The organism is Sphingomonas cellulosilytica (assembly GCF_052321755.1).
GTDB lineage: Bacteria > Pseudomonadota > Alphaproteobacteria > Sphingomonadales > Sphingomonadaceae > Sphingomonas.
In genome coordinates this window covers 111,518-130,901 of record NZ_JBQRTT010000006.1, presented here as the reverse complement: position 1 = coordinate 130,901, position 19,384 = coordinate 111,518, and the positions used below count along the sequence as shown (strand labels likewise).

Sequence of the window (19,384 nt, the reverse complement as noted above, 5' to 3'; positions counted from 1 at the left end):
GGCTCGCCCCTAGGATGCCTTGGCCACGACCGGCTTGACCTTCTGGCCCGGTGCCAGGAAGCCGCCGGCCGAGCGGACCACGCGCTCGCTGCCGTCCAGGCCGGACACGACGGTGACGCCCGCGTCCGACACCTGGCCGACCTTGATGTTGCGGCGTTCGACCTTGTCGTCCTTGCCGACGATATAGACGAAGCTGCCCTTGTCGTCGCTCTGAAGCGCAGCATCGGGCAGCAGCGGCGCGACCGCCGCACCGCCCACGATCGTCGCCGCCGCGAAGCCACCGGGACGCAGCGCCGGATCGTAGCGCAGCGCGATGCGGGCGATGCCCTGCCGCGTCTGCGCATCGATCACCGGCGACACCTGCCACACCTCGCCGACGAAGCGGCGGTCGCTGCCGACCGGCGTCACCTCGGCCCGCGCGCCGGTGTGCACCGTCGCGAGGTCGGATTCGGCGAGCTGCGCGCGCATTTCGATCTGCCCGTTCTGCGCCATGCGGAACAGGACGCCCGAGCCGGAGCTGACGATCTGGCCCGGCTCCACCTGACGGGTGAGGACCAGGCCGGCGGCCGGCGCGCGGATATCGAGGCGGCCGTTGCGGGCGCGCGCCTCGCGCAGGCTGGCGGCGGCGACCTGCACGCGCGCGGCGGCGGCATCGCGGGTGGCGGCCTTGCGCTGCAGATCCGCCTTGGAAATGAAGCCGCGGTCGACCAGCTGCTGCGCGCGATCGAGTTCGGCCTGGGCGATCGTCTGGTCGGAGCGGGCGACCGCGACCTGCGCGGCGAGCGATTCGGCGGTCTGCGTCTGCACCGAGCGATCGACGGTGGCGAGCACCTGTCCGGCGTTCACCCACTGGCCGGGCTCGACCAGCACGCGGGTAATCATGCCGCCCTCGCCCGCGACGCCGACCGGCATCTCGCGGCGCGCGGCGAGCGTGCCGTTCGCCGTGAGGGTACGATCCACCGTCTTGCGACCGGGAACGACGACGGTGACGGTCGGCATCTGCTCGACCTTGGGACCGGCGGCGGGATCCGCCTTCTTGCGCCCGAACATCGCCCAGGTGACGAGCGCGAGCAGCGCGACGATGACCAGCGCGACGACGATCTTGCGGCCGCGGCCCGATGGCGCAGGCTCACCCGGCAGTGCCAGCCGTTCCCGGCCTGCCGCGTCCTGACCGATCGAGCCCTGATAGTCGTTCATGCCTGTCCCATCCCCGTGCCGGCCGATCCGATGGCCATTGCTCGACCTAGCTGTGTTATCTGAATATATCACTGCGCTCAAGCCCCCGCTGGCGCACGCTGTGGGCCATGCCTTAAAAGGGCAGTGTTCGCAACGTTGTCCGGCCGTTCAGCAAGCGTTGTCCTGGTTCAGAGCAGAGCAGCCGCGTCATCGTCACGCAACAAGGGAAGTTATGATGCGATACTGGACTGTTCTGGCGCTCGTCGCGATGCCCGCCGCCGCCTCCGCGCAGGTGGCGCCGACCGCGGTCGAACCGCTGATCCCCGCGCAGGGCACGGTGCTGGACATCAGCGCGGAGGGGCGGACGACGCGCGTGCCCGATCTCGCGACGATCCGCGCCGGCGTGGTGTCGCAGGCCGCGACCGCGGCGGCGGCGCTGGCCGACAATGCGCAGCGCATGGCGCGGGTCACCGCCGCGTTGAAGCGGGCCGGCATCGCCGAGCGCGACATCGCCACCGCCAGCGTCGGGCTCAGCCCGCAATATCGCTACACCGACGGGCAGCCGCCGGCGATCACCGGCTACCAGGCGACCAACACGGTCAGCGTGCGGTTCCGCGATGTCGCGCGGGCGGGAACGGTGCTCGACACGCTGGTGGCGCAGGGCGCGAACCAGATCGACGGCCCCAACCTGTCGATCGACACGCCCGATGCGGCGCTGGACGAGGCGCGGACGGACGCGGTGAAGCGGGCGCGGGCGCGCGCCGACCTGTATGCCGCGGCGGCGGGGATGAAGGTCGTGCGGCTGATCTCGATCGCCGAGGCGGGGCAGGATGCCGGCGGGCCGGGCCAGCCGCCGATCTTCCTCGCCCGCGCGATGAAGGCGGATGCGCCGACCGCCATCGCGCCCGGCGAAAAGGACGTGACGGTCACCCTCTCCGTCCGCTTCCTGCTGCAATGACGAAAAGGGCCGCCCGGTTGCCCGGGCGGCCCTTCATCGTTCGCGTGACGAAGCGAAAGCGTTTTAGCGCACGCTGCCGCGACGCACCAGGTTGACGATCCCGAGCAGGATCACCGCACCCAGCAGCGACACCAGGAACGACGTGACGTTCAGCGGTGCGTTGTTGATCGAGCCGCCCGAGATGATCAGGCCGCCGATGAACGCGCCGACGATGCCGACGACGATGTTCAGGAAGATGCCCTGCTGCGCATCGGTGCGCATGATGATGCTGGCGAGCCAGCCGATGACGCCGCCGATGATAAGCCAAAGAATGATACCCATAGGTCCCTCCGTTGCGCCCTCCGTGGGCTCTGTGCGGAAAGACTCACAAGGCCGGAATAATGTTCCGTCTGCGTTTCGGTTTTGCGACGTATGGCGTGCCGGCCCCTCAATATTTCTGCTGGCGTTCGTAGAGCGATTTATAGTGCTGGATGCGGGTCACGCGCAGGCCCGGCATGCCCGACCGATCGATCGCGCGCTGCCAGCCGGCGAATTCCTCGACGGTCAATCCGTAGCGGGCGCACACCTCGTCCACCGTCAGCAATCCGCCGTTGACCGCAGCGACCACCTCCGCCTTGCGGCGCACCACCCAGCGCGTCGTCGACGGCGGCGGCAGCGAGTCCAGCGTCAGCGATTCACCGAGCGGGCCGATGACTTTCGCGGGGCGGATTTTCTGGTTCTCGATCATTACTCAACCTCGATCGGGGCGGGGGCCCCCTCTCAAAACGCGATACTCGTCCCTAGCGGCACGGACTTGAAGATCGGCTGAAACGCCAAGGTAAACAGCCTCTTCACGGTTCCTTCCACTTCGCGAGCAGCGCTGCCGTCGGGCCGTTGAAGGCACCGTCGAGCGGTTGCAGCAACCGGGACGGCTGGCCGATACGGCCGAACCGTGCCTGGGTGACGGCGGTCGGAGACGCCACCTGCCGAGCCGCGATCCCAACCATGAGCACCGCCAGGTCGCTGGGAAGCTGGGTGACTTCCGTATCCCTGTCGAAGCCGGGGAAGCTGAGATCCAACGCTTTCTCACTCGTGTTACTCGTTCGGGAACACGGGGCTTAGGCCCAAGCCGGTGAAGGGGGAGTAAAGCGCACCGCAAGAATATGTGAACCTAGGTTACTTTGCGGTTCCCGCTGCCAGCGCCTATGTAGCGCGGCATGGCAGACGTGGATTTCCAGCTGGGCGGCGAGGCGCGCGCGAAGCGGATCGTGGTGGCGATGTCGGGCGGCGTCGACAGTTCGGTGGTCGCCGCGCTCGCCGCGCAGACCGGCGCGGAGACGATCGGCGTCACGCTCCAGCTCTACGATCACGGCGAGGCGACGGGGCGCAGCGGCAGCTGCTGCGCGGGGCGCGACATTCGCGATGCGCGCGCGGTGTGCGACCGGCTGGGCATCGCGCATTACGTGTTCGACCACGAAAGCCGCTTTCGCGAGACGGTGGTCGACACCTTCGCCGACGCCTATCTCGCCGGGCAGACGCCGATCCCATGCGTCCAGTGCAACACCGGGCCGAAGTTCACCGACCTGCTCAACCTTTCCCGCGACCTTGGCGCCGATTGCCTGGCGACCGGCCATTACGTGCAGCGGGTGGCAGGACCGGCGGGCGCCGAGCTGCACCGCGGCGCCGATCCGGCGCGCGACCAGAGCTATTTCCTGTTCGCGACGACGCAGGCGCAGCTGGAATACCTCCGCTTCCCCTTGGGCGCGCTGCCCAAGACGCGGGTGCGCGCAATCGCCGCGGAGCTCGGCCTCGGCGTCGCCGCCAAGCCCGACAGCCAGGACATCTGCTTCGTCCCCGATGGCGATTATGCCGGCCTCGTCCGCAAGCTGAGGCCGGAGGCGGATACGGCGGGCGATATCGTGGATCTGGCGGGCAGGACGCTCGGCAGGCATCGCGGCATCATCCACTTCACCGTCGGCCAGCGGCGCGGGCTGGAGATCGGCGGCAGCCCCGAACCGTTGTACGTCGTGCGGGTGGATGCGGCGTCGCGGCAGGTGGTGGTCGGCCCGCGCGCGGCACTGGCGGTGGCGGCGGCGCGGATCAACGGGCTGAACTGGATCGGCGGCGACCATCGCGGGCCGCTGACCGCCAAGGTCCGCTCGATGGCGAAGCCGGTGCCGGCGCTGCTCGATGGCGACCGCCTGCTGTTCGACGCGCCCGAATATGGCGTCGCGCCGGGACAGGCGGCGGTGCTCTATGCCGGCGAGCGGGTGCTCGGCGGCGGCTGGATCGCCGGGACCGAACCGGCGCGGGTGGCCGAGGCGGCATGACCGTCTCGATCGCCGCCTTGCAGGCCGAGATGGAGGCTGCTGCGGCGGCGCTCGATTTCGAGACGGCGGGGCGGCTGCGCGACCGGATCAGCCTGCTGCGCAGCGGCGGCGACGCCGATTCCGACCCGGCCGGGCTGGACCGCCAGCAGCCCGGCGCGATGGGCCTCGGCACCAGCCGCCAGCGCGTCGCACCGCCGGACGGCTGGGTGAAGCCGAAGAAGCCCGATCCGATGACCAGGGGCCGGGGGCGGTAGGGCTGCACGGAGCCGTTCGTGCCGGGCCGCACAGGTGAGACTTGAGCCCCCTGCCCTCATCCCGACCTTCCGTCATCCCGACGCAAGTCGGGACCCATGGATGCGGGCGGCCGACGGTGCGCGCCGACGCCGACACACTGGCATCCATGGGTCCCGGCGTTCGCCGGGATGACGAAGGGGGGGATGACGGGTAAACCGCCTACGGCAGCAGGAACGTGCCCTCGATCACCGTGACGCAGGCGCCGCCCAGGATCACGCGGTCCCCCTCCAGCGCGCAGGTGATGAGCCCGCCGCGGCGGCTCGCCTGATAGGCGGTGAAGCGGTCGCGCCCGAGCTTTTCGGCCCAATAGGGCACCATCACCGCATGGGCGGAGCCGGTGACCGGGTCTTCGGGGATATCGTAATAGGCGGTGAACACGCGGCTGACGATATCCGTCGCCTCGCCCCGTGCCGCCACGATCGCGACGATCGGCCCCAACGCGGCGAGCGCACGGTCGTCGGGGCGGGCGGCGCGGACCGCGGCCTCGTCGGCGACGATGACCAGCGCATAGCCCTTGTCGTGCCACAGCGTCTCCACCGCTTCGACCCCGAGCGCGGCGACGATCGCGTCGAGAGGCCTCGGCGCCGGCCCCCAGGCGGGCAGCGCCATGCGATAGCGATCGCCCTCGCGCGCCACCTCCAGCACGCCGGCCTGCCGGGTCTGGAAGCGCACTGCGTGGCGGTCCTCGTCCGACGACAGCACGAAATGCCCGCTCGCCAGCGTCGCATGGCCGCACAGCGCGACCTCTGCCGCCGGCGTGAACCAGCGCAGGTCGAAATCCGCCGCGTCGCCCTGATGCGGCACGAGGAAGGCCGTTTCGCTCAGATTGTTCTCGGACGCGATGCTCTGCAGCACGGCATCCTCGGGCCATGCCGACAGCGGCATCACCGCGGCGGGATTGCCGCCGAACGCGCTCTCCGCAAAGGCATCGATCTGGGCAAAGGGGATTCTCACAGGCGTTTCCCGAACCAATGGGGGGTGACGTCCGCCTCGACCAGCGGATTGTCGGTATCGACATGGCCTTCGGGATCGAGGTGGATCAGCACCTCGACCTTGGGGAAGGTGCGGCGCAGGTTGTGCTCCACCGCCTCGACGATGTCGTGCGCGGCGCCGACCGTCAGGTTGCGATCGACCTCCATGTGGAATTGCGCGAAATCGTGGCTGCCCGAACGGCGCGTGCGGAAATCGTGGATGCCCTTGAGGCCCGGCTGGCGCGCGGCGACGTCGAGGAAGGCGGCGCGCTGGTTCTCCGGCCATTCCTTGTCCATCAGCTGGTCGATCGCGTTGGACGACGCCTGAAACGCCCCCCAGGCGAGCCACAGCGCGATGGCGATGCCGAGCACCGGGTCCGCCTTGTGCAGCCCGACATATTGGTCGAGCACCAGCGCCAGGATCACCGAGCCGTTGAGCAGCACGTCCGACTGGTAATGGACGTTGTCCGCCATGATCGCGACCGATCCGGTCTGGCGGATGATGCTGCGCTGGTACCAGAGCAGCACCACCGTCGCGAGGATGGCGACGATCGACACGGTGATGCCGAAATCGGCGTCGGCGGTCGGCCCGTTCTGCCCCAGCGCCACGATCGCGCGCCAGGCGATGGCGCCGGCCGAGGCGGTGATGAGCGCGACCTGGAACAGCGCCGCCAGCGCCTCCGCCTTGCCATGGCCGAAGCGGTGGTCGTGATCGGCCGGCGTCGCGGCGAGGCGCACGCCGTACAGCGTCACGAGGCTGGCGAGCAGGTCGAGCGCGGTGTCGGCGAGGCTGCCCAGCATCGCCACCGATCCGGTCTGCCACGCGGCGAAGCTCTTCAAGGCGAGCAGGAAGCACGCCATCGCCACGCTGGCGAGCGCGGCGCGGGTCGCCAGCGGCAGGAACCGGCGCTGTTCGTCGCGGGTCATGGGTAGAGCAACCCTTCGGTCCATTCGTGCATCCACGTGAACAGCCGCCGTTCGTGCAGCCGGTGGGCGCGGTCCTGCCAGAATTCGATGGTATGCGGCGTCACGCGATAGCCGCCCCAATGCGGCGGCCGCGGCACGTCGCCGCCATCGAACCGCGCCTTTGCCGCTGCGAACCGTTCCTCGAAGGTCGCGCGCGCATCGAGGGGGCGCGACTGGTCGGAGGCCCAGGCGCCGAGCTGCGAGTCGCGGCCGCGGCTGGCGAAATAGGCATCCGATTCGGCGTCGGTCGCCCATTGCACCGCGCCCTCGACCCGCACCTGGCGGCGCAGCGATTTCCAGTGGAACAGCAGCGCCGCCTTGGGCACCGCGGCCAGATCGGCCGCCTTGCGGCTTTCGCGGTTGGTGTAGAAGACGAAGCCGTCGGGGCCATGGCCCTTCAGCAGCACCATCCGCACCGACGGCTGCCCCGCGGCATCGACGGTGGCGAGCGCCATCGCATTGGGGTCGTTGGGCTCGCTGTCCCGCGCCTCCGCGTACCAGGCATCGAACAGGGCGAAAGGATCGTCGGCCATGACCGGGTCCTTAGCGCAAATGCCCTGCCTGTCACAGTCCTCCCCCGCCAGGGGGAGGTGGCGCCGCGAAGCGGTGACGGAGGGGGAGGTCAGCTGCGAACGTCATGCTTATGGCACCGCCCCCTCCACCACTCGCCTTCGGCGAGCGGTCCCCCTCCCCGTGCCGGGGAGGAATTGGCGGAACGACTCTTTCTCCCGCGAATTGAATCGCTTCCGCAACGGAAAGACGCTCATGCCCGCACGCGCCTATTGGCAAGGACAGATCCGGCTCGCCCTCGTGTCGATCCCCGTCGAAATCTATTCGGCGACCAAGAGCGGCGCGACCGTCGCGTTCAAGCAGATCCACGAACCGACCGGCAAGCCGATCCATTACGAAAAGGTCGTCACCGGCGTCGGCCCGGTCGACACCGACGAGATCATGAAGGGCTATGAGGTGTCCAAGGGCGAATTCGTGCTGCTGGAGCAGGACGAGATCGACGCGGTGAAGCTGGAATCGAAGAAGACGCTGGAGCTGACGCAGTTCGTCGACGCGAGCGAGATCCCGGTGCTCTATTACGAGAAGCCCTATTTCGTCGTGCCCGCCGACGACCTGGCCGAGGAAGCGTTCATCGTGCTGCGCGAGGCGCTGCGGCGGACCAAGAAGGTGGGGCTGGGCCAGCTGGCGATGCGCGGGCGCGAATATGTCGTCAGCCTGAAGCCGTGCGGGCGCGGCATGGTGCTGGAGACGCTGCGCTACGCCGACGAGGTCAACAAGGCGCAGGGCTATTTCCGCGAGATCCCGGATGCCAAGCCCGACGCCGAGCTGCTCGACCTCGCCGAGGCGCTGATCGACAAGAAGACCGCCGCCTTCGACCCGCAGGAATTCCACGACCGCTACGTCGATGCGCTGAAGGACCTCGTCGAGCGCAAGCGCAAGGCGAAGGGGCGCAAGGTGATCGAGGACAAGGACGACGGCACTGCCAAGTCCGGCAGCAACGTCGTCGACCTGATGGCCGCGCTGAAGAAATCGATGGAGAAATCCGGCGGCGCCGCGACCACGGCGGCGCCGGCGAAGAAGAAGGCGGCACCCCGCAAGGCGTCGGCGAAGAAACGTGCCTGAGGCCGATCCGCTCGCCCGCTACAATGCCAAGCGCGACTTCGCCAAGACCGCGGAGCCCGCCGGAACGCTGGAGCCGGGCCACGGTAACAGCTTCATGGTGCAGAAGCACGACGCGACGCGCCTGCACTGGGATTTCCGGCTGGAGGTGGACGGCGTCCTCAAGAGCTGGGCGGTGACGCGCGGCCCCAGCCTCGACCCCGACGAGAAGCGGCTGGCGGTGCGGACGGAGGATCACCCCTTGTCCTATGCGACGTTCGAGGGGACGATCCCCCAGGGCGAATATGGCGGCGGCACGGTGATGCTGTGGGACCGCGGCACCTGGGCGCCGATCGCCGGCAAATCGGCCAGCGACCTCGACAAGGGGCACCTCCACTTCACGCTCGATGGCGAGCGGATGAAGGGCGAGTGGCTGCTGATCCGCCTGAAACCGCGCGGCAAGGAACGGGCCGAGAACTGGCTGCTGCGCAAGATCGACGATGGCTATGCAGGCGGCACCGACACGCTGACCGAAGAGGCGCTGACCAGCGTCGCCACCGGCCGGACGATGGCGGAGATCGCCGAGGGGAAGCGCGCCAAATCCTCCCCGGCACGGGCGAGAGTAGCGAAGAAATCCTCCCCGGCACGGGGAGGGGGACCGGCGAAGCCGGTGGAGGGGCAGCCAAGCAGGGCCACGCTTGTGGCGGCCCCTCCACCACCGGCTGGCGCCGGCGGTCCCCCTCCCCGTGCCGGGGAGGATTTCAGGGACCTCCAGCTCTGCACCCTCGTCGACAGCGTGCCCGCCGGCTCGGGCTGGCTGCACGAGGTGAAATACGACGGCTACCGCGCGCTCGTCGCCGTCGCCGGTGGCGAGGCGAAGGTCTACACCCGCAGCGGCCTCGACTGGACGGACAAGTTCGCCGCGATCGCCGAGGCCGCCGCCGCGCTGCCGGTGGACACGGCGCTGATCGATGGCGAGATCGTCGCCTTCAGGGATGGTCGGCCGGATTTCTCGACGCTGAAGGACGCGATCGGCAATGCCGGCGCGATGACGCTGTTCGCCTTCGACCTGCTGGCGGTCGATGGCGAGGACCTGACCGGCCTGTCCACCGTCGCGCGCAAGGAGCGGCTGCGCGCGGTGATTCCCGGCGGCGAGCGCATCCAGTTCGCCGAACACGTCCTCGGCGCCGGCGAACAGCTGTTCGAGACGATGTGTCGCGAAGGGCTGGAGGGCGTGGTTTCCAAGCGGGCCGATGCGCCTTATGCCGGCGGCCGGACCCGGGCGTGGCTCAAGACCAAGTGCATCCAGCGGCAGGAATTCGTCATCGTCGGCTGGACGCGGTCGGACAAGAACCGCGGCTTCAAGTCGCTGCTGCTCGGCGTGCGCGAGGGCAAGGGCTATCGCTATGCGGGAAAGGTTGGCACCGGCTTCGACCATGCGACGATGGACGATCTTGCCGAGCGGATGGCGGCACTGGCGGTGGATGCGCCATCGGTCGAGGCCGCCAGCATCAAGCCGTTCAAGGCGGCACTACGCGGCGCGCGCTGGGTGCGGCCCGAACTGGTCGCGGAGATCGCCTTTACCGAAGTGACGCCGGACAAGGTGCTGCGCCACCCGAGCTTCATCGGCCTGCGCGGCGACAAGCCGGCCGGGGAGGTCGTGGCGGAAACCCCCGAACCGGCGCCCGAGGCGCCGGCGGTGCACGTCAAGGTCAGCAACCGCGACCGCGTGATCTTTCCCGACAGCACCGTCACCAAGGGCGAGCTGGCGGATTATTACACCGCGGTCGCCCCGATCATGCTGCCCTGGGCCGGGCATCGGCCGGTCAGCCTGGTGCGCTGCCCGCAGGGCCGGGCGCGCGCCTGCTTCTTCCAGAAGCATGACGCGGGCAGCTTCGGCGAACACGTCCACCACGTCGACGTGCGCGAGAAGGACGGGTCGGTGGAACCCTATCTATGGGTCGACGATGCCGACGGCCTCGTCGCCTGCGTGCAGATGGGGACGATCGAGTTCCACGGCTGGGGATCGCGGATCGACGCACTCGAACAGCCCGACCGGCTGGTGATCGACCTCGATCCCGACGAAGGGCTGGACTTCGCCGACACCAAAGGTGCGGCCGAATATGTCTCGGCGCAGCTGGCGGAAATCGGCCTTGCCAGCTTCCCGTTGCTGTCGGGCGGCAAGGGCATTCACGTCGTCGTGCCGCTCACGCCGCAGGCCGAATGGCCGGCGGTGAAGGACTTCGCCGACCGCTTCGCCCGCGCGCTGGCGGCGGCAGAGCCGGAGCGGTTCGTCGCGGTGATGACCAAGGCGAAGCGCAAGGGCCGCATCTTCATCGACTATCTGCGCAACCAGCGCGGCAGCACCGCGATCATGCCCTATTCCGCCCGCGCCCGCGCCGGTGCGCCGGTGGCGGCCCCGGTGTCGTGGACCGAACTGCGCGACATCGACACCGCGGCGCGCTGGACCGTGCGGGACGGCGCCGAACTGCTGCAACGCGCCACCTCCCGCGCGCTGGCAGGCTGGGGCGTGGCGGACCAGATGCTGCCGGATGTGTGACGGGGGAAGGAAGTACCCTTCGATCACCCGACTGCATTAAGGGCGGACTTGAGCACGCGATGACGTCACGTTTCCCGTCATTGCGAGCGCAGCGAAGCAATCCAGAGCCGGACCAGGACGCCATGGATTGCTTCGCTGCGCTCGCAATGACGGGCTGAAGGCGAGCGCGCGAGCCTGCGGCTCGCTCGACCCCTTACCCAACCTCCGCTAGCCAGCAAAGCTGGCAAGCTCCGGTAACCCTCTCCCCTGTCCAGGGGAGAGGGAGGCAAGCCCTCCCATAGGCGCCCCACCCTCACCACGCAGGACTTTGGGGTTGCGCCGCACTCCACATGCCGACACGGTGCGCGGCGGGTTCAACGGGGTGACGTGCTGACGGTCATGGCGACGCAGGCTGCGCCCCTGTTCGATGCGGATACGCAGGCCCGGCGGTGGATCGCCGATTATTGCGCGCGCGCGACCAGCGGCGACGTGCTGTGCGACGGCGACGATCCCGCCTGGGCGGCGATGCTGGAAGAGCTGGCGACGGTCGCCTCCGACGATCTCGACCATGTCCGCGAACGCGTCCGCCGGCACGCCGCCGATATCGGCATGGGCTTCCGCATCATCGGCGAGGCGGATGAGCGGCCGTGGCCGGTCTCGCCGGTGCCGCTGCTGATCGGGGCGGGCGAATGGGCGGCGATCAGCCGCGGGGTGGTGCAGCGGGCCGAGCTGATGGAGACGGTGATCGCCGATCTCTACGGCCCCGGCCGCCTCGTCGAACGCGGCATGATCCCCGCCGCGCTGGTGACCGGCAGCCCCTATTTCCTGCGGCCGATGGTCGGGCTGGAGCCGCCGGGCGGGCGCCACCTCCATTTCATCGCCGTCGATCTCGGCCGCGGGCCGACCGGCGAATGGCGGGTGCTCGCCGATCACCTGCGCGCCCCGGCCGGCGCCGGCTATGCGCTGGAGAACCGGCTGGCGATCAACCGCACGCTGCGCGGGCTGCAGGCGCGGCTCAACGTGCAGCGGCACGCCCCCTTCTTCGCCGCCTTTCGCGCCGGCATCGCCGCATTGTGCCGGCGGTCGGATCCGCGCATCGGCCTGCTGACCCCCGGCCGGTTCAATCCCAGCTACCCCGAACAGGCGCATCTCGCGCGCTATCTCGGCCTGCTGCTGGTCGAGGGCGCCGATCTCGCCGCGCTGGAGGATACGCTCTACGTCCGCACCATCGGCGGCCTCAAGCGGGTCGATGCGCTGTGGCGGCGGGTCGATCCGCGGCTGCTCGATCCGCTCGCCTTCGATTCGCATTCGCAGATCGGGGTCGCCGGGCTGATCGATGCCTATGCCGCGGGCAATGTCGTGCTCGCCAATGCGCCGGGCGCGGGCGTGCTGGAGGCGCCGGCGTTCGGCGCCTTCCTGCCGCAGCTGGCGACGCGGCTGCTCGGCGAAAGCCTGCACCTGCCCAATATCGCCACCTGGTGGTGCGGCCAGCCGGGCGAGCGGCTGCGCGTCGAGGAGGATTTCGACCGGATGCTGATCGGCGCCGCCTTCGGCCCGGTGCCGCTCGGCCTGCCGGGCGGGCGGACGGTGCACGGCGGCGAGCTCGACGCGGGCCAGCGCGATGCGCTGCTCGCCGACATGGCGCGCCGGCCGCAGGATTATGTCGGGCAGGAGATCGTGCGCCTGTCGACCATGCCGGTGGTGATCGGCGACGCGCTGGAGCCGCGCCCGTTCACCCTGCGCGTCTTTGCGGCGCGCGATGCGAGCGGCGGCTGGACGGTGCTGCCCGGCGGCTTCGCCCGCATCGGCGAGGCGACCGATCTGCGCGCGAGCGTGCTCGGCCAGGGCACGTGGTCGGCCGACGTGTGCATCCACGGGGCGGAGGCGGTGCCGCCCGTCTCGCTGCTGCCCGCGCCCGATTCGCACCACGTCCGCCGCAATCCGGGCACGCTGCCGAGCCGGGTCGCCGACAATTTCTACTGGCTCGGCCGCTACCTCGAACGCGGCGAGGCGCTGCTCGCGGCGATCCGCGTGATGCTGGGCAATTCGATCGATGCCGATGGCGGTGCGGCGCTGTCCAGCGCGACGGTCGGCAAGCTCGTCGGCCTGCTCGTCGGCGGCGGGGCGGCGCCGCAACCCGCCTCGCTCCGCCGCAGCGATCTCACCGCCTTCGCCCGCACCGCGATGGAGGATGAAGGCTGGCATTCGATCGCCACGATCAACCGCCTGGCCCGCGGCATCGGCGAAGGATCGCGCGATCGGCTGTCGGCGGACATGGTGCGGCTATTGGAAGCGCCGTTCCCCACGCATCGCGGCATGCTCGACCGGGCGGGCTCGCTCCAGCGCCGCTATGTCGCGATCGCCGGCCTGTCCGCCGAGCATATGGGGCGCACCGCGGCGTGGCGGTTCCACGATCTCGGCCGGCGGGTGGAGCGGGCGATGGCGATGGCGCGCGCGCTGCGGCTGTTCGGCATGCCGGGCGCGACCGCGGACGACCTGTCCACCCTGCTCGACCTCGCCGACAGCCAGATCAGCTATCGCCAGCGCTACCTGACCGGCATCGCGCGGGTGCCGGTGGTCGACCTCGTCGCGCTCGATCCCGACAATCCGCGCAGCCTCGCCTATCAGGCGGAGCGGATCGGCGAGCGGCTGCGCGCCCTGCCCGTGCTGAGCGACGACGGCATGCCGGAGGCGCAGCAGGCGCAGGGCCGCGAACTGTCGGCCGCGCTGGCGATGACCACCGCGGCGACGCTGGACGAGGACGTGCTCGGCGATATCGAGCGGCGGCTGGCGCAATTGTCGGAAGCGGTGGCGCGCCGCTATTTCCTGCAGGGCGCCGAGCCGCTGCGCGCGGTCGGGCTGACGCTGGCGTGATGCTGTACGATATCCGCCACATCACCCGGTTCAGCTACGGCGGCAACGTCCGCTTCGCGCGCTGCAACCTGCGCCTCCAGCCGATCGACTGGCCGGGGCAGGAGCTGGAGGATTATGCGCTGACCGTGGAGCCGGTCGGCCGGCTGCGGGCGGCACGCGCGGAAGCCGGGCTCGCCAACGTCACCCGGCTGACGATCGACACGCCGGTGCGCGACCTGACCATCGAGAGCCGGTCGCGGATGCGGGTCGACCGGCTGGTGCCGGTGCCCGACGCCGGCGATCCGACGCTGGGCGAGATCGCCGCGCTCGCCCGCGCCAGCCGCGACCTGTCGGCAGCGGGGCCGGCCAATTACCTGTTCCCCTCGCCGCTGATCCCGCTCGACCATGCGATCGCCGCTTATTGCGCGCCCGATCTCCCGCCCGAACGCGGCAGCCTGGAGGCGGGGATCGCGCTCGCCCGCCGCATCCAGGCCGACTTCGCCTTCGATGCGACCGCGACGCTGGTCGACACGCCCCCGCACGAGGCGTTCCTGAAGCGCAAGGGCGTGTGCCAGGATTTCGCGCAGATCATGATTACCGGCCTGCGCGCCGCCGGCCTGCCCGCGGCCTATGCCAGCGGCTATATCCGCACCATCCCGCCGCCCGGCCAGCCGCGACTGGTCGGCGCCGACGCCACCCACGCCTGGGTGATGCTGTGGTGCGGGCCGGCGCGTGGCTGGATCGGCCTCGATCCGACCAACGGCATCTGGATGGCGGGCGACCATATCGTCATGGCGATGGGGCGCGACTATGCCGAGATCGCGCCGGTCGACGGCGTCGTGCTGGGGTCGCAGGCGCAGGACATGGCGGTCAGCGTGGACGTGGCGCCGCTGGAGTGATGCCGGCTCCACATCCAACGAACACCCTCGTCATCCCCGCGCAGGCGGGGATCCATAATCACTGCGGTTCGGCATGGAGCCGAAAGGTCAGCCAGTATGGATTCCCGCCTTCGCGGGAATGACGAAATAAGCGCCTATTTCGTCACCGCATTTTCATTGCCGACATCCTCGTCCGTATCGCCGTCGCCGGTGCCGGAATAATCCATGCCGCTCTGCCCGCCATGGCCCAGGAAGCCGCCGCCGACGTCGTCCTGCTTGCCCTTGCCGGTGTGCGGATTGGGATAGGCGCCGCCGCTGCTCTCGCTGTCGGACTTGCCCGAGGGATTGCCGACGCCGTCCTTCGCGCCGTTCCCGGCTCCCTTAGTATCCTCGCTCATCGCCTGCATCGGTTGCTTGTCGCTCATCGTGGCTCTCCTCGGCCCCTTCAACGAAGCAGCCGGCGATTGCGTTGCGCCGCGCACTCCCCCACATACGTCCGTAATACACCAACGGGGAACCAATGGCCGATCCATATCAGACCTTGGGCGTCGCCCGCGGCGCGTCCGAGGCGGACATCAAGAAAGCGTATCGCAAGCTCGCCAAGGAGCTGCACCCCGATCGCAACAAGGACAATCCCAAGGCGTCGGAACGGTTCAGCCAAGTCACGAGCGCCTACGATCTGCTGACCGACAAGGACAAGCGCGCCCGCTTCGACCGCGGCGAGATCGACGGCGACGGCAACCCCGCCTCGCCCTTCGGCTTCGGCGGCGGCGCGCGGCCGGGTGCGGGCGGCCGCGCCGGGGGTCCCGGCGGCGGTTTCAGCAGCGCCGGTTTCGAATTCGGCGGTGGCGATGGCGACATGAGCGACATCTTCGAAGGGCTGTTCGGCGGCGGCCAGGCGCGCGGCGGCGGCTTCGCCAGCGGCTTCGGCCGGCGCCCGCAGCCCAAGGGCGCCAACATCACCTACCGCCTGCAGGTCCCGTTCATCGACGCAGCGACGCTCAGCCCCCAGCGCGTGACGCTGGGCGATGGCAAGACCATCGACCTCAAGCTGCCCGCCGGTGTCGAGACGGGCACGCAGATGAAGCTCACCGGCAAGGGCGAACAGGGCGCGGGCGGTGCCGGCGACGCGATCGTCGCGATCGAGGTGCAGGGCCACCGCTTCTTCACCCGCGACGGCGACGACGTGCGGCTCGACCTGCCGATCACGCTCGGCGAGGCGGTCGCCGGCGGCGCGGTGCGCGTCCCCACGGTGGACAAGCCGGTGATGCTCACCATCCCCAAGGGCACCACCTCCGGCAAGACGCTGCGCCTCAAGGGCAAGGGCTTCCACAAGAAGGACGGCAGCCGCGGCGACCAGCTGGTGACGCTGATGATCGACGTGCCGGCCGATGATGCAGCATTGCAACAGTTCGTGGCAAGCTGGACCGACGCACGGAACCCGAGGGCGGCGATGGGCGTCTGACGCCGGAGTGACCGATACCACCGCCCTCACCCCCGAAGATCGGGCGCACCAGCGCCACGGCGCCCGCCATCGTCTCGCCAAGCTGAAGCCGGGCCCCGCTGTGATCGAGGTCGTCAAGCGATCCGCGCTCGGCGTGTTCAACGACGGGTTCATCCACGCCGGCAATCTTGCCTATCTGGCACTGATGACGGTGTTTCCGTTCTTCATCACGGCGGCGGCGGTGCTGTCGCTGCTCGGCCAGAGCGAGGAGACGCAGCGCGCCGTCACCTCGTTCCTGCACGTGCTGCCGCCCAACGTCGCCGATATCCTGAGGAAGCCGATCGCCGACGTGCTGGTCGCGCGTACGGGCTCGCTGCTCTGGCTGGGCGGCCTCGTCGGTCTGTGGACGGTCGGCAGCTTCGTCGAGACGATCCGCGACATCTTCCACCGCGCCTATGGCGTGAAGGCGAGCGTACCGTTCTGGCGCTCGCGGCTGTCGTCGTCGGGCGTCATCATCCTGTCGGTCATCATCGCGCTGATGAGCTTCCTGGTGCAGGGTATCCTGACCGCCGCCGAACAGTTCATCTACCGCCTGCTGCCCTTCGCCGAGGGGCTGGCGGGCTGGGTCGGGCTGTCGCGGGTCATCCCCGGGCTGGTGATGTACGGTGCGCTGTACCTGCTGTTCTATTCGGTGACGCCGTCCAAATACCGCTACACCGACTGCCCGAAATGGCCGGGCGCGCTGTTCACCGCGGCATGGTGGATCAGCATGACCGCGCTGCTGCCGATCGTGTTGTCGTCGCTCGGCGGCTACGACCTCACCTATGGCAGCCTGGCAGGCGTAGTCGTCATGCTGTTGTTCTTCTACCTCATCGGCCTGGGCCTCGTCTTCGGCGCGCATCTCAACGCGGCTCTAGCCGAACCCCCGGAACCGGCGCTAAAGGAAGCGCCGACGATAGCGGAGGCGAAGACGGCGTGACGGGTTTGATGGCGGGCAAGCGGGGTCTCATCATGGGGCTGGCGAACGACAAGTCGCTGGCCTGGGGGATCGCCAAGCAATTGTCCGAACATGGCGCGGAACTCGCCTTCTCCTACCAGGGGGCGGCGATGGAGAAGCGCGTGCGCCCGCTCGCCGAGCAACTGGGCGTCGCCCGCCTGTTCGATTGCGACGTCAGCGACATGGCGGCGCTGGACGCGACGTTCGACGCGCTGAAGGCGGAGTGGCCGACGATCGACTTCGTCGTCCATGCCATCGGTTTCTCCGACAAGTCGCAGCTGCGCGGTCGCTATTACGACACCACGCTCGACAATTTCCTGATGACGATGAACATCTCCGCCTATTCGCTGGTGGCGGTGGCGAAGCGCGCGCGCGCAATGATGCCGGAGGGCGGATCGATCCTCACCCTCACCTATTACGGCGCCGAAAAGGTCATTCCGCACTACAACGTGATGGGCGTCGCCAAGGCCGCGCTGGAGACGAGCGTCAAATATCTCGCCGTCGACCTGGGGCCGGAGAATATCCGCGTCAACGCGATCTCCGCCGGTCCCATCCAGACGCTGGCGGCGCGCGGCATCGGCGATTTCAACTACATCCTCAAATGGAACGAGCTCAACAGCCCGCTCCGCCGCACCGTGACCATCGAGGACGTCGGCGGCGCCGGCCTCTACATGCTCAGCGACCTGGCGAGCGGCGTCACCGGCGAGATCCACCACGTCGACGCCGGCTACAACGTCATCGGCATGAAGGCGGAGGACGCACCGGATATCGCGCTGGCGTAGGTGCCGGTCGTATTCCGAGAGCGGGGCTATCGCTTTTACTTCTATTCCGATGAAGGCGACCCTCGCGAGCCGCTACACATCCACGTCTACAAGGATGGCGTCGACGCCAAGCTTTGGCTTTATCCCGAGGTGGTCTATGCGGATAACCATGGCTTCGATGCCCGTACGCAGCGATGGATCGCCAAGATCGTAGAAACGCGCCGGGACGAGATTGAAGGAGCGTGGCATGACCATTTCGGCACGGGCGCTTAGCGTCACGTTCGATGAGGACCAGATGTGGGTGCGGCTGGAAGATGGGCGGACCATCGGTGTGCCGCTGGCGTGGTTCCCGCGCCTTCTGCACGGGTCGATGGCGGCGCGCGAACAGGTGGAGATCAGCCCGAGCGGCTTGCATTGGGACGAACTCGATGAGGACATTTCCATCGCCGGCATCCTCGCCGGCCGCGGCGACATGACCCGCGCATCGTCGCGCGCCGCATGAGCCTCAATTCCTTCGGTCACCTGTTCCGCTTCACCACCTGGGGCGAGAGCCATGGTCCGGCGATCGGCGCGGTCGTCGATGGCTGCCCCCCCGGCCTGCCGCTGTCGGAAGCCGATATCCAGCCGTGGCTCGACAAGCGGCGCCCCGGCACGTCGCGCTTCACCACGCAGCGGCGCGAACCCGATCAGGTCCGCATCCTGTCCGGCGTGTTCGAGGGGCGCACCACCGGCACGCCGATCAGCCTGATGATCGAGAACGTCGACCAGCGCTCGAAGGATTATTCGGAGGTCGCGCTCGCCTACCGCCCCGGTCACGCCGATTACGCCTATGACGCCAAATACGGCTTCCGCGACTATCGCGGCGGCGGCCGATCCTCGGCACGCGAGACGGCGTCGCGGGTCGCGGCGGGCGCGGTCGCGCGTGCGGTGATCCCCCAGGTGCGCATCCGCGGCTGGGTGGAGGCGATCGGTGGCGACGCTATCGACTATGCCGCCTTCGACGACGCGGCGATCGACGCCAACCCCTTCTTCTGCCCCGATCCCGCCGCCGCCGCGCGCTGGGAGGCGCTGGTCGACGGCGCGCGCAAGGCGGGATCGTCGCTCGGCGCCGTGGTGGCGTGCGAGGCGACGGGCGTGCCGGCCGGCTGGGGCGCGCCGCTCTACGCCAAGCTCGACGCCGAACTTGCGCATGCCTGCATGGGCATCAACGCGGTGAAGGGCGTCGAGATCGGCGACGGCTTCGCCGCGGCGGCGCTGACCGGGGAAGGCAATGCCGATGCGATGCGGCCCGGCAGCGACGGGCCGGATTTCCTCGCCAACCATGCCGGCGGCATCACCGGCGGCATCGCCACCGGCCAGCCGATCCGGCTGCGCGTCGCCTTCAAGCCGACCAGCTCGATCCTGACGCCGGTACCGACGATCGATCGCTCCGGACAGGCCGCCGAGATCGCGACCAAGGGACGCCACGACCCCTGCGTCGGCATCCGCGGCGTGCCGGTGGTGGAGGCGATGATGGCATTGGTGCTGGCCGACCAGGCGTTGCTGCATCGCGGCCAGACGGGCCGCTGACGGCGATAACCGGGAACTCTCTCCTGATCGACCCGTTGGGGTCAAGCAATTTCTGCAGGAG

At 69.3% G+C, this 19,384-nt stretch carries 21 protein-coding genes; 13 read left to right on the top strand and 8 right to left on the bottom strand.

Annotation, left to right across the window (positions count from 1 at the left end; all coding sequences use genetic code 11):
• Positions 1–9 precede the first annotated feature (9 nt).
• On the bottom strand, positions 10–1,197 hold the full coding sequence (locus ACTZQ5_RS11315; protein ID WP_443585291.1) for an efflux RND transporter periplasmic adaptor subunit: 1,188 nt from the start codon (positions 1,195–1,197) through the stop codon (positions 10–12).
• Between the two features lie 214 nt (positions 1,198–1,411).
• On the opposite strand from ACTZQ5_RS11315, the gene ACTZQ5_RS11310 reads away from it, so the two are divergent.
• Complete coding sequence (locus ACTZQ5_RS11310) at positions 1,412–2,134, top strand: SIMPL domain-containing protein (RefSeq protein WP_443585290.1); 723 nt, start codon at positions 1,412–1,414, stop codon at positions 2,132–2,134.
• Between the two features lie 63 nt (positions 2,135–2,197).
• Here ACTZQ5_RS11310 and ACTZQ5_RS11305 read toward each other — a convergent pair whose 3' ends face one another.
• The 3 genes from ACTZQ5_RS11305 to ACTZQ5_RS11295 all read right to left on the bottom strand — a co-directional run bounded on the left by ACTZQ5_RS11305 (position 2,198) and on the right by ACTZQ5_RS11295 (position 3,192).
• On the bottom strand, positions 2,198–2,455 hold the full coding sequence (locus ACTZQ5_RS11305) for a GlsB/YeaQ/YmgE family stress response membrane protein (RefSeq protein ID WP_017979892.1): 258 nt from the start codon (positions 2,453–2,455) through the stop codon (positions 2,198–2,200).
• A 106-nt stretch (positions 2,456–2,561) separates the two neighbouring features.
• On the bottom strand, positions 2,562–2,861 hold the full coding sequence (sciP, locus tag ACTZQ5_RS11300) for a CtrA inhibitor SciP (RefSeq protein WP_140872437.1): 300 nt from the start codon (positions 2,859–2,861) through the stop codon (positions 2,562–2,564).
• A gap of 103 nt (positions 2,862–2,964) precedes the next feature.
• Positions 2,965–3,192, bottom strand: coding sequence for a hypothetical protein (locus ACTZQ5_RS11295; RefSeq protein ID WP_443585289.1), 228 nt, complete (start codon positions 3,190–3,192; stop codon positions 2,965–2,967).
• Between the two features lie 138 nt (positions 3,193–3,330).
• Here ACTZQ5_RS11295 and mnmA point away from each other — a divergent pair, with 138 nt between their 5' ends.
• Entirely contained in the window at positions 3,331–4,443 is a 1,113-nt protein-coding gene (mnmA, locus tag ACTZQ5_RS11290; protein WP_443585288.1) for a tRNA 2-thiouridine(34) synthase MnmA, read from the top strand.
• Entirely contained in the window at positions 4,440–4,697 is a 258-nt protein-coding gene (locus ACTZQ5_RS11285; RefSeq protein ID WP_443585287.1) for a UvrB/UvrC motif-containing protein, read from the top strand. Before mnmA ends, ACTZQ5_RS11285 begins: the two co-directional genes overlap by 4 nt.
• 199 nt (positions 4,698–4,896) lie before the next feature.
• On the opposite strand, the gene ACTZQ5_RS11280 is transcribed toward ACTZQ5_RS11285, so the two are convergent.
• From ACTZQ5_RS11280 to pdxH, 3 genes are read right to left on the bottom strand one after another with little or no spacing between them, the layout of a single operon-like run.
• Positions 4,897–5,691, bottom strand: a complete 795-nt coding sequence (locus ACTZQ5_RS11280; RefSeq protein WP_443585286.1) for a PhzF family phenazine biosynthesis protein — start codon at positions 5,689–5,691, stop codon at positions 4,897–4,899.
• Positions 5,688–6,635 (bottom strand): cation diffusion facilitator family transporter, encoded by a 948-nt coding sequence (locus ACTZQ5_RS11275; RefSeq protein ID WP_443585285.1) that lies wholly within the window; start codon positions 6,633–6,635, stop codon positions 5,688–5,690. The genes ACTZQ5_RS11280 and ACTZQ5_RS11275 overlap by 4 nt, the downstream gene beginning before the upstream one ends.
• A complete protein-coding gene (gene pdxH / locus ACTZQ5_RS11270) occupies positions 6,632–7,207 on the bottom strand; it encodes a pyridoxamine 5'-phosphate oxidase (protein ID WP_443585284.1) in 576 nt (191 codons plus the stop codon). Before pdxH ends, ACTZQ5_RS11275 begins: the two co-directional genes overlap by 4 nt.
• Before the next feature lie 232 nt (positions 7,208–7,439).
• Between pdxH and ku the strand changes: the two genes are divergently transcribed.
• From ku to ACTZQ5_RS11250, 4 genes are all read left to right on the top strand, one after another.
• The gene (gene ku / locus ACTZQ5_RS11265) at positions 7,440–8,306 is read left to right on the top strand and encodes a non-homologous end joining protein Ku (RefSeq protein WP_443585283.1); all 867 of its coding nucleotides are present in this window, start codon (positions 7,440–7,442) and stop codon (positions 8,304–8,306) included.
• Positions 8,299–10,842 carry a DNA ligase D gene (gene ligD / locus ACTZQ5_RS11260; RefSeq protein WP_443585282.1) on the top strand — a complete coding sequence of 848 codons (2,544 nt, stop codon included), beginning with the start codon at positions 8,299–8,301 and terminating at the stop codon, positions 10,840–10,842. The genes ku and ligD overlap by 8 nt, the downstream gene beginning before the upstream one ends.
• A 378-nt stretch (positions 10,843–11,220) precedes the next feature.
• Positions 11,221–13,695 (top strand): circularly permuted type 2 ATP-grasp protein, encoded by a 2,475-nt coding sequence (locus ACTZQ5_RS11255; protein WP_443585342.1) that lies wholly within the window; start codon positions 11,221–11,223, stop codon positions 13,693–13,695.
• A complete protein-coding gene (locus ACTZQ5_RS11250) occupies positions 13,695–14,573 on the top strand; it encodes a transglutaminase family protein (protein ID WP_443585281.1) in 879 nt (292 codons plus the stop codon). Before ACTZQ5_RS11255 ends, ACTZQ5_RS11250 begins: the two co-directional genes overlap by 1 nt.
• A 134-nt stretch (positions 14,574–14,707) precedes the next feature.
• Here ACTZQ5_RS11250 and ACTZQ5_RS11245 read toward each other — a convergent pair whose 3' ends face one another.
• On the bottom strand, positions 14,708–14,977 hold the full coding sequence (locus ACTZQ5_RS11245) for a hypothetical protein (RefSeq protein WP_443585280.1): 270 nt from the start codon (positions 14,975–14,977) through the stop codon (positions 14,708–14,710).
• 95 nt (positions 14,978–15,072) lie between these two features.
• Here ACTZQ5_RS11245 and ACTZQ5_RS11240 point away from each other — a divergent pair, with 95 nt between their 5' ends.
• From ACTZQ5_RS11240 to aroC, 6 genes are read left to right on the top strand one after another with little or no spacing between them, the layout of a single operon-like run.
• Positions 15,073–16,017, top strand: coding sequence for a DnaJ C-terminal domain-containing protein (locus tag ACTZQ5_RS11240; protein ID WP_443585279.1), 945 nt, complete (start codon positions 15,073–15,075; stop codon positions 16,015–16,017).
• 7 nt (positions 16,018–16,024) lie between these two features.
• Positions 16,025–16,975: a YihY/virulence factor BrkB family protein gene (locus ACTZQ5_RS11235; protein WP_443585278.1), complete on the top strand. Its 951-nt coding sequence runs from the start codon at positions 16,025–16,027 to the stop codon at positions 16,973–16,975.
• Positions 16,972–17,775: an enoyl-ACP reductase FabI gene (gene fabI / locus ACTZQ5_RS11230; protein ID WP_443585277.1), complete on the top strand. Its 804-nt coding sequence runs from the start codon at positions 16,972–16,974 to the stop codon at positions 17,773–17,775. Before ACTZQ5_RS11235 ends, fabI begins: the two co-directional genes overlap by 4 nt.
• On the top strand, positions 17,776–18,027 hold the full coding sequence (locus tag ACTZQ5_RS11225; protein WP_443585276.1) for a DUF4160 domain-containing protein: 252 nt from the start codon (positions 17,776–17,778) through the stop codon (positions 18,025–18,027).
• Complete coding sequence (locus ACTZQ5_RS11220) at positions 18,002–18,256, top strand: DUF2442 domain-containing protein (protein ID WP_443585275.1); 255 nt, start codon at positions 18,002–18,004, stop codon at positions 18,254–18,256. The genes ACTZQ5_RS11225 and ACTZQ5_RS11220 overlap by 26 nt, the downstream gene beginning before the upstream one ends.
• Positions 18,253–19,323, top strand: coding sequence for a chorismate synthase (gene aroC / locus ACTZQ5_RS11215; protein WP_443585274.1), 1,071 nt, complete (start codon positions 18,253–18,255; stop codon positions 19,321–19,323). Before ACTZQ5_RS11220 ends, aroC begins: the two co-directional genes overlap by 4 nt.
• The last annotated feature ends 61 nt before the right edge of the window (positions 19,324–19,384 follow it).